Origin of the sequence: Aggregatilinea sp. (assembly GCF_036822615.1) — a bacterium.
GTDB lineage: Bacteria > Chloroflexota > Anaerolineae > Aggregatilineales > Aggregatilineaceae > Aggregatilinea.
In genome coordinates, this window is the sequence record NZ_DAISHJ010000027.1 from 41,395 (window position 1) to 51,365 (window position 9,971).

The following is a 9,971-nucleotide window of genomic DNA, read 5'->3' on the forward strand; positions in this document are numbered from 1 at the left end:
TCGGGCTGCTCCATCAGTTCTCCTCCGGGGTTAGCTCGCGTAGGACGTCGAGCACACCGGCGATGTGTTGGCCATCCTGCTGCTCGTATCCCGTGCAGAAGTCGAGCGCGTCGAGGATCAGGCCCTGATTGAGATCGGCGTTGCTAATCTCGCCCTGCCGGATGCCGTTACGCACGGTCTCAGCCTCAAGGCTCAGCTCTACCGCTACATCCGCGAACCTCTGCAGCGTAGCCTCGAACTGTGTCAGCACGTCAGCCTCGTGTACGGGCTCCAGCGCGGCCTGCGGTGCAGGCTCGGGGTTGGTGATCAGCACGTACCGGCCCTGGGCGGTCGTCCGGAGGGTCTTCGCGCTAACCAACCGCCGCAGGGCGACCTGGAACAGACCATCGTCCATGCGAGCAGACCGCTGCGCCCGGACCGCGCGATACAGCTCCCGCGCCGTCAGCATCTCGCCGTATTTCAGGCAGTCTCGGATCACGCCCGCGAAGCCGTCGATGCGCTCCTCGATCGCCTCGTGTGCCTCGTCGAACGACAGTGACGACAGCCAGTAGAGCACCGCGCTCGGCGTATTTGGCGCATCCAGCTCCGGCAAGGCTGAGTCAGACGTGAGCACCTCGCCCGCGTCGATCATCGCCTGGAGCTGCGCACGCCATAGGCCGCTAAACTCGACCGGCATACGCTGGTTGAGTTCGAGGCTGGACATGGGGCCATCAGAAAGAGCGGAGAGGATCAGGGTGACCAGCTCGGGGTCCTCGGGCACCGATGCTGCGTCCGTATCGGTGGGAATGCAGCCCTCGTCGGCCACGCGGTAGCTTGCACGTCCGGACTGGACGTCCCTCACCTGGACGATCAGTCCCTCCTGGAGCAGCGAGTCGCGGGCGACTTCGTAGATCATGTGCGAGACTTGCGCACCGAGTTCGCGCTTCAGTTCCGCAACCCCGAGCGGGCGCTCACAAAGCGCTGTCAGGATTGCTTCGCGGACCACCTGCACCGCGTCGCGCTCGTCCTGATCACCACCGGCTAGGTCGGGTGCCGGATTACCGGCGGTGTCGGGCGACGCGGCCAGCCGGGTGTACTCACCGTCGGCCACGATCAGGCCAGCAGTCTGAAGCCGACCATAGGCCTCGTCAAGCACGCCCGTCGCAAAACCGGGCATGGCGCGGAAAAGGTCGCGCCGTGCGTTGATCGCCAGCATGGCCAGCATCCGGTCCATCGCGCGCTGGATCTCGTCCTCGCGCATTCGAGCGATGCGGCGCTCATCGTCCCACTTTGGTAACTGCGTGCGGAACCATTCGACCAACGAAAGCCGTGACTCATCGAAGGGCGGTTCGTCTAGTTCGATGGCGAGACCATAGGGCAAGTAGTCCCGGAGCGTCCCACGCACGTCATCGCTGTTGCCGAAGACAGCCAGACCCTTGATGTACTCGACACTTGAGAGCATCAAACGCCGGAGTTCCTCGTGCGCATCCGCGTCGATTTCTGCCAGGGCGGGCAAGTCGAGCTTTTCCAACGCCTGTCGCGCGGCGCGCAGGGCGCTGCCTTTGCGGATGTTCGTCGTGTCGTACACCTTGCCGTCGGCACCGATCCGCGTTTGATCAGGTGTTAACTTATTAACACCTGATTCGTTTTCGAATTCCCTGCGCCACTTCCCAACGGTGACGTGGCTCACCCCCAACTCCGCGGCCACGGCGCGATTGGACATGCTTGTCCAGGCGTGCCCACGCGCGACGCGGCGTTCGTAGATGCTCCGCCGATCGGCGTCGGTCAGCGGCTGGCCGTGGTGCAGGTTGTCTTCCTCAGCAAACTCGATCGCATCTGCCAGGGTTCCATCGTGCACGATCGCTTCCAAGGGCTGCAGAGGCAGCGAGTAATGTTCGGATTCGGACTGCGCCTCAGTCATCGCTCCGGCATAGCCCGCGTGCCGGTGAAAGCCACCGGCGACGATCAGCTTGCTTCGCCCCGGGATACGAAACACGTCGAGCGGGTCCTTGTACTTGCCGCCGTTGAGGATCACCTGCTTGAGATACTCGACGCGCGTCTGATCGAGACCGTTAGCGCGCGGCTGCACCTCGTCCAGGATCTCCAGTTCGGCGAGGGTGACCACTCGCGCCTCGGCGGTTTCAGCGGCTTCGGCGGCTTCGGCCTGACGCCGCGCCTTCACTCCGCTCATCGCAGCCAGCGCCGAGAGCGGATCATCGTCCCGCAGCTGCTTCTGTAACTTACTGGTCATGCCTCAATACCTCGCTTCCGTAGTTCGCGGACGATATGCCGGTACACGATCTTGAATTCCCGGTAGGCCACCGACCGGCGCGACGTCACGCCCAGCGCTTTGCCCATGTAGGCCGACTTGGCCCAGACGTCGCGCTCCATGAGCGGCGGCACGACCATGTCCCCGAAGCGCTCGTGCAGGTCACTGATCACCCGGTCGTGCAGCGCCGTGCTGTGCGGGATGCGATCGGGGACCACGGCGACGATCTCCATCTGCGAATCGCTCGATGCCTCGACGGTCTCCTTCGTGCGTAGGAACCCGTCCAGGCCTTCGATGCCGCAGTCGGTCGGAACGATGGCCATGCCTGCCGCGGCGTAGACGTATGGCGCGAGCGGGTGCACGGAAGGCGGCGTGTCCAGCACGATGAAGTCGTACACGCCCTGTTCCAGCAGCGGCTCCAGCAGCTCGCGCAGCAGCCCGATCGGGCGGCGCTTCATGTACAGCCCGATCGACGCCGCGGCGGTGGTGTTGTCACCCGGCAGCAGGTGCAGCGAGCCACCTTCTTTGCCGCCGGGAATCGTCCATCGCGCCGGCTCGACCTCGGCCACTAGGTCCTGGATCTGCGCGTCGTCGTTGAGAACGTTGTACATGGCGGGCATTGCGGGCAGCCGCCATACGAGTGCTGCCGTGCCCTGCGGGTCCAGGTCCATCTCCAGCACGCGGTGCCCGGCGCTGGCCAGCTCCGCGGCGATGTTGGTCGCCAGCGACGTCTTGCCCACGCCGCCCTTGCCCGATACCACGGCAATGATGCGGTTCAGAATGTCAGTCACGTTTCCCCCGGTTCTCCAATGCTTCAAACGGTCGATAGTTCTCGCGGCTGTCTCCATCCGGATACGACGGCGCGGTCAGCCGCGAGCGCCGCACGTCCAGCCCACGCATCTCCAGCCACATCAGCCCGGCAGCCATCCAGCCACCGGCAGCGCGCAGGAGCCATACTTCCCCGACCAGCGTGGCCACAAACAGCCCAGCCAGCGCCAACCAGACCAATCCTTCGATCACGGCGTCTGAACCTGCCAGCCGGTCGGCGATATCCCAGCCGGTCAACAGGGCAAACCAGTCGGCGACGAACCCGGTCAGCGCCGGGCCGATGCCGCCGTGCTTCTCGACGAGCGCGGCCAGGCCGACGATCAGCGCACGGAGCGCCAGCAGCAGCCCAAGCCACTTGACCCACACGCGATACGCTCTCATTCCGCGTCCTCCACCAGCGCGATCATTCGCGCGCCATCGCCGCGGCGGATGAACCCAGCGGCCTCCAGGGCCGCCAGGTTGTAGCCAGCGACCGACGTGCTGCTGATCTCGCACTCGTCGCAAATCTCCCGAATGGTCGGTGCCCATCCGTTGCGCTCGATGTAGCGCCGGATGAACGTGAGCACCCGCGCTTGGCGGTCAGTCAACTTACCGCGTGTTGCCGTTGTCATGCGGCCTCCTCACTCAGGAACCGAATCTGCATCGGCGCGCCGACCAGATTTGCCATGCTTGTGTCCATCAACTGCTGCAGGTGTTTCTCAAGCCACTCGCGGGCGTAGGGATGCTTGGCTCGAACCCACAGGACCCCGTCTTCGTATCGCGCCGGTGTACTGCCTTTCAGCCAGGTATCGTACGTGGCCCGATTGAGCTGCAGTTCGAGCTGCCCAAGCAACGCCTGCCAGGCGTCGCCAACGCGCATGTTGCGCGAGCCAATGACTTGGTCGAGTCCGATCGGCTGTGCCTGCTTGGACGGTGGGGTGGGCCGCGTGGCCGCGATGTGCGAGGCGTCATCGATGAGCTGGTTGTATTCGTCGCGTCGAACGGTTATCTCGTCCTGTTCACGACGCTTGCGCTCCAGGATTGAGCGCACGTAAGCCAGGCTGCGCTTGTTGTAGACCACCGCCTGACGGATGGCATCGACGATCCACTCGACCGGGTACGTCTCGGCGGCATCCTTCAGCCAGGCTGCGCTAGCCGCGGTGACTGCGGCAATGTTGCTCTCGTACTCGCGGGTGATCTGAGCCAGGATGTTGGGGGCCGGGCCGTCGTCCGATTCGGCGATAGCGATTTCTATCGAGGTCTCATCCTGAATGGCAGCAGCAGCGGAGGGGTTGCGCGCGCTGTCCGATCTAGCGATCTGATCGGTAGGATCTGCTTCTGATTTGCTACCTTGAGATCTGGTACAAACTTCAAGTTCTTCTTTTAAAGAACTTTGGTTTCGGTTTCCGAAACTTTCGGTTTCCGAAACTTTGAAAGTTTCGCTTTGCGAAACATTGGCAGGATTCAATGTTTCACTATCCAAAACATTCACGTCGTCTAATGTTTTGGTTTCGGAAACATCGCTATCGCTCAAAGTTTCGATTTCCGAAACATTGATAATGAGGCGCGCCAGCTCCTGCGTGACCTGTTCGCGGGTTTCATCGCTCATGGTTAGATAGGGCCGTAAGCCCTGGCTGGTCTCGATCATCCCGGTGAGCTGATAGACGAAGGTGCGCCCGGGCAGTGCGGTTTCGAGTCCCTCTCGCTTTTCGTTAGGGACGATCAGGATCGCCTTGTGTGCGATCAACCAGTTGCGAGCCTCGACCACGGCGGCGCTCGCGAAGCCGGTCTCCTGGCATAGCAACCGCGTCGTGGGCCAGCACCGCAGCCGGTGATTGGCGTGAAGCGCTAGGGTCATCAATACGGGCAGGCGCGCGTCATGTCGAGTCGAAGACTCTGGCCCGTCTGCGCGCAGCTCGTGCAGGTACTCGCGCATCTCCCAGTGGAAGCCGATGATCATGCTGCACCATCCACAGGGTCACAGTTTGGTAGCGATTCGCCCGACGCCGCCGTGTTTTCAGTTGGCATATCCAGATCATCTCTAGCATGTGCAATAAAGAACTCGATGTCTTCTTCCTCCAACCTGAACCATTCGCCGACCACCAACTTCTTACTGAAGAACTGGTGAAACACCATCTCCATTCGTCGTGCGTCGCTGAACCAAGCGGAGTACACAATGGTGATGCTGTGGCCGTTTGGGCTAGCGATCTCTTTGGCACGTTCCTCGACGGTCCTGGTAGTGATGCCGATTTTGAAAAGTTCGCCCGCTTGGAGAAGATAAAGCGTGCCTGGAGTTGGCTTGTGGAGGCAGAGGGCACTCAACTGAGCGACGTTGAAAGCCGTCTCTTCGTTGATTTGCCTGACTTTCTCGGGGCTGATCGTGCTGTAGAATTCTGCGATTTGGGCGATGAGATATAGCGCCTCGTCGTGGACGAGTATCTCGTGGCCGAATCGCAGAACAATCTCACCATCGTGAGAAAAGACGTTGATCGGAGCCCAGCTAAGCGCCAACTTTTCTTCCACTCGTTGTTTCACGTTTTTTTCCATTGTTGTCTCGCGCTATCTCTACTTCGTGCCGTCCAGCGTCTTCAGTTCGCTGTGCTCAACACTGCGTATGACGGGGCGGATTGCGGTTCAGAAATCATCTGGCCTACTCGCTAGCAGCTAACTCCTAACAGTCACTGTTAAAAATTAGCCTCTAACGGCTAGGTCACCGGTGCTACACTAGCCAGCGGATTCGCACGTAGTGCCGAAACGCTGCATACTTCTCCATACTCTCTCGGCCTAGTGCGGCGCTGACTCACATCAAAACGGGAGGTTTCATGTCAGCACCCACGCTGGAAGCCGCAATTCATCGTCACCTGAATCACTTCTCCAACCCAGCGACGCGCACGCACGTCGCCTACATCATGCGATCTGTGCTGGACGAACTGGGCGCATCTACCCCGCTCGACGAAATTACGACCGATGACCTGGATCGCTGGAACGATCGGCTCGTGGCTTGCGAATACGCAGCCTCGACGCTCGCCACGCGGAGACGTCACGTGAAGTCGTTTTTCAACTGGTGTGTAAAACGTGAGTGGATCGAACGATCACCGGCGCGCTTCGTCGAAATTCACGAGCCTCACCAGGGGCTCACCAATCGGGCCATGCCGGAGGAGGTTCTGGCGGATATTCTTCTGGCCGCCAGGCGGCACCCCTATCAGTTTCTCGCCGTGCGGAACACGGCGATCTTGGCGCTGCTCGCCACCTATGGCGCGCGTGTTGGCGATGTGACTAGGCTGACGCTCGATCGTGTTCGATGGGACCGGCACATACTGGTGTTTCGCGTGAAAGGAGGTAAAGATGTGGAATTGCCATTGCTGCCGGAAGTTGACCGCGTGCTACGCGTCTGGTGGGACATGCGCGCCAGTCTGACGCCCGCACCCACCCACGACCGGTTGTTCGTTTCGACCCAGCGCCGCGGCGATGAGCGGTACCCACCGTTAACAACCGCTGCGATACAGATGCTTGTGGTACGGCTCAGCAAAGAGGTTTGCGGTGTGGAGTATCGCCCGCACTCGATCCGCCACTGGCGTGGCCGGTCACTTGCGGATGATGGCATTGCGCCAGCCGTGATCCAGCACATATTGGGCCACAGTGACGTCGAAACGACGATGCGGTTTTATGTCAATCAGGACCTGGATCGTGTTACGCGTGCGCTGGAGCAGCATCTGCCACCCGCGCCGGAGGAACCGCAGAAACCGAAGATCATCCCCTTCAGGCGTAAGAGTATAGTGTAGAACACCTGTGCGGTATCTTAGGAGTATAGCAAACCTGAGCAAACGCGCGTATAGCTCCTAAGTCGCTTCCGGCGGTCATGCAGCACGCGTAGAGCGATCATCGAAATCAAATCGCGCGATGTTGCTAAACTTTAACTATGTGGGAGGTCGAGAACGGCAGCCGCCGACGAGGAGAGATCGCCGTGCACGTACGTAAACTCAACCCGATTCTGGCAGCTCTGCTTGTCATCGTGCTGGGTGTGGGCCTGTTTGGCGAACGCCGCGCGGCGTCTGCGCAGAGCGGCCCGCTGCCCGGCCTGATGGCGGTGATCGAAGGGCAGGGCGGGGTTTTTGTGCGCACGGGACCGTCGAACTTTTACCCTGTCGTGGGGTACCTGACGGCGGGCAGCCTGATCGCCATTGACGGGCGCTCGTCGCGCGGCAGCGATGCCTGGGTGCGCACGTGGCGGAACCATCAGGAGGTATGGGTTCCGGCGTGGCGGGTGACGGTGCTGGGCGCGCCGGACGATCTGCCGGTGATGTTCCGGCTGGTCACGCCGCCGTACGCGATCCGCATGCAGGCGGAAAACATGGGCGGGGATGGCACTCTGCGACTGCGGCGGCAGGCCATCGACGATCTCACCGTGCGCATGGTGACGGGCCAGAGCCGCAGCAAGAGACTCTACGCGGGCGGCATCTATCGCGTCGAGGTCTATTTCCTCAATCGCGGCTACGGCACGCAGACGGTCGAAGTGAGCATCGACGGCACGGTGGTCAGCCGCGCGATCGTGCGGATGGGGACCGCGCCGGGCTATAACACCATCGTCGGCTACGACAGCGCCCCGTTCATTATCGTCCCGTTCGGGACGCATCTGGTGCAGGTGCGCGTGACCGGAAACAGCCGCGCCGCGATCGAGCTGGATGAGGTGACGCTGCGGCCCGTCTTGCAGCGGTTTTCCACCGTCCAGCCGGTTGGGTAATGGTGTGCGGGTCTGTGCTGGCAGCCTCCCCCACATGTATTGGTTTTCAGATGTTTTGCCGGTTGAATTCGAGAGGAGTACGGAATGATAAAAGGTCTATTGGCGCGCATCGCGCTGCTGCTGGCGCTCGTCGTGTCGCTGCCCGTGGCGCAGGTGTTGGCCCAGGGTGACGAACAACAGGCCGTCGAGCAGGCGCTGTCTGATTTGAACGAGCAGCTTGGGGAAAGCGTCGCGCTGGACGCGCTGGATTCGTACAGTTGGACCGCGACGGACTTTGGCGATACCAGTCTCGGCTGCCCGCAAGAAGGCCAGATGTACAGCCAGGTGGTGACGCCGGGGTACGTGGTCGTGCTGAGCTATGACGGCGTGACCTACGATTACCGCGTCGCGTCGGACGGCTCACAGGTGGTGCTGTGCAGCAGCTACCCGACCGAGGCGGGCCCCGATACGCCGTCCGGTGATGTCGTGGCGGCCAGCAGCCCGATCAGCGTCGAAACGGCGCAGCAGGTGGCGGAGCTGGCCCAGATCAACACGGGCGACGGCGGCGCAGTCGGGCCCGCGATCTGGTCGCCGGGCGGTGACGCGATCGCGGTTGGCTCGGCGGGCGATGCGGGCGGCGTGCTGCTCGTCGCGCCCGGCACACCGGGCGCCGAACCGCAGTGGCTTTCGACCAGTGACGAGCCGGTGACGGCGCTCGACTTTGCGTCCAGCGGTGGCCTGACGGTCCTGGCCGTGGGCGGCGACCTGGGTGATGTGCGCTTCTTCCAGGCGATGCCCGCCGGGGGCGACGCGCTGGTGATGGCGATTCAGGACGAGCAGCCGGTGAACGCGGTGGCCGTCAGCCCCGACCTGCTGATCGTGGCTTCCGCCGCGACCATGCCGGAATCGGCGGAGAGCGCGGGCACGGTCAACCTGTGGAGCGGGCGCACGGGCACGCTGCTGACGACGATCGACAACAACGTGCCGATCACCAGCCTCGCGTTTGGCCCGGTCGGTGACGAGCAAGGCCGCTGGCTGCTGGCGATCGGCTACGAGAGCGGCTCGATCGACCTGTACGCGATCCAGGTGACCGCCACCGAGAAGCGCGTCGACGCGGCCTGGGATCACCTGCTGACGGCCACCGGGCACACCGCCGCCGTCCGGGATCTGGCGTTCCGCGCGGACGGCACGCTGCTGGCGTCGGCCAGCGAGGACGGCACGGTCCGCCTGTGGTACACCGGCTGGACCGGGGACGCGATGGGCAAGGCCGCCGGGACGCTGCAGTCCGATCAGGCCGTGGTGACGGGCGTGGCGTTCAACGCGGACGGCAGCCTGCTCGCTTCGTCGGGCGGCGATGACGCCGGGGGCACGGTCCAACTGTGGAACGCGGTCGCGCCGGAGTCGGGATCTGTTGCCGCGACGCTGGACAGTGACGCGGCGGTGAACAGCGTCGCGTTTTCGCCGGACGGGCTGTTCCTGCTGACGGCGGGCAACGACGGCGCGCTGCGCCTGTGGGGCGTGCCGGTCGGTGAAGGCACGATGGAATCGAACGTGCCCGTGCCGACTGCCAGCGCTGCGCCGGACGCCGCTACGACCGAGCAGCCAGATCTGGCCGTGACCGCCGAGAGCGGCGAAGTCACCACCGCCGACGGCGCGGTGGGGTAGCGGGCGTTTTTAAGGCGACCTCACCCCCGGCCCCTCTCCAATCAAGTTGGAGAGGGGAGAAAACGGTGATGCGTAGGGGCAATTCGTGAACCGGGGTCCCCGCCAAACATGGTGTGGTGGGGTGGCAATTGCCCCTACAAGATCACGATCTGGGGCGTATCGCAATACGCCCCTACACCGTTCGATCGATCAATTGTGCGCTCTCGCCAATAAACGCGGTTGCGGATGCCTCGCCACGTTTCTACAATCACCGCGCAGTGTCACGCAGCACAGGCTGTCACGCGGCGGGAGCGCCTGAATCTCATGTCTGCATCCCCTGTTTTTCCCACCTTTGCCGAAATTGATCTGGACGCCATCGCGCACAACGTGCGGGCTATCAAAACGCGGCTGGCTCCGTCAACCGAGTTCGTCGCGGTGGTGAAGGCCAACGCCTACGGGCACGGCGCGGTCCCGGTGGGCCGGGCGGCGCTGGACGCGGGCGCGAGCCGTCTCGCGGTGGCCCGCGTCGCGGAAGGCGTCGAGCTGCGGCGT

10 protein-coding genes are annotated in these 9,971 nt (G+C 63.0%); 4 read left to right on the plus strand and 6 right to left on the minus strand.

What is annotated here, in order from left to right:
- Positions 1-13 precede the first annotated feature (13 nt).
- The 6 genes from V7116_RS10705 to V7116_RS10730 are packed head-to-tail and all read right to left on the minus strand — an operon-like array spanning position 14 to position 5,590.
- Positions 14-2,230, minus strand: a complete 2,217-nt coding sequence (locus tag V7116_RS10705; protein WP_324391915.1) for a hypothetical protein — start codon at positions 2,228-2,230, stop codon at positions 14-16.
- Positions 2,227-3,039 carry a ParA family protein gene (locus tag V7116_RS10710; protein ID WP_324391916.1) on the minus strand — a complete coding sequence of 271 codons (813 nt, stop codon included), beginning with the start codon at positions 3,037-3,039 and terminating at the stop codon, positions 2,227-2,229. Before V7116_RS10710 ends, V7116_RS10705 begins: the two co-directional genes overlap by 4 nt.
- A complete protein-coding gene (locus V7116_RS10715) occupies positions 3,032-3,457 on the minus strand; it encodes a hypothetical protein (protein WP_324391917.1) in 426 nt (141 codons plus the stop codon). Before V7116_RS10715 ends, V7116_RS10710 begins: the two co-directional genes overlap by 8 nt.
- Positions 3,454-3,687, minus strand: a complete 234-nt coding sequence (locus V7116_RS10720) for a LexA family protein (protein ID WP_324391918.1) — start codon at positions 3,685-3,687, stop codon at positions 3,454-3,456. The genes V7116_RS10715 and V7116_RS10720 overlap by 4 nt, the downstream gene beginning before the upstream one ends.
- On the minus strand, positions 3,684-5,015 hold the full coding sequence (locus tag V7116_RS10725) for a DnaA N-terminal domain-containing protein (protein ID WP_324391919.1): 1,332 nt from the start codon (positions 5,013-5,015) through the stop codon (positions 3,684-3,686). Before V7116_RS10725 ends, V7116_RS10720 begins: the two co-directional genes overlap by 4 nt.
- A complete protein-coding gene (locus tag V7116_RS10730; RefSeq protein ID WP_324391920.1) occupies positions 5,012-5,590 on the minus strand; it encodes a GIY-YIG nuclease family protein in 579 nt (192 codons plus the stop codon). Before V7116_RS10730 ends, V7116_RS10725 begins: the two co-directional genes overlap by 4 nt.
- Positions 5,591-5,877: 287 nt before the next feature.
- Between V7116_RS10730 and V7116_RS10735 the strand changes: the two genes are divergently transcribed.
- The 4 genes from V7116_RS10735 to V7116_RS10750 all read left to right on the plus strand — a co-directional run.
- Positions 5,878-6,837 (plus strand): tyrosine-type recombinase/integrase, encoded by a 960-nt coding sequence (locus V7116_RS10735; protein ID WP_324391921.1) that lies wholly within the window; start codon positions 5,878-5,880, stop codon positions 6,835-6,837.
- A gap of 182 nt (positions 6,838-7,019) precedes the next feature.
- Positions 7,020-7,796 (plus strand): SH3 domain-containing protein, encoded by a 777-nt coding sequence (locus tag V7116_RS10740; protein ID WP_324391922.1) that lies wholly within the window; start codon positions 7,020-7,022, stop codon positions 7,794-7,796.
- A gap of 84 nt (positions 7,797-7,880) precedes the next feature.
- Positions 7,881-9,440, plus strand: coding sequence for a WD40 repeat domain-containing protein (locus V7116_RS10745; protein ID WP_324391923.1), 1,560 nt, complete (start codon positions 7,881-7,883; stop codon positions 9,438-9,440).
- Positions 9,441-9,743: 303 nt separating this feature from the next.
- Positions 9,744-9,971 (plus strand): alanine racemase (locus V7116_RS10750; protein ID WP_324391924.1); only part of this gene is annotated, 228 nt, incomplete at its 3' end.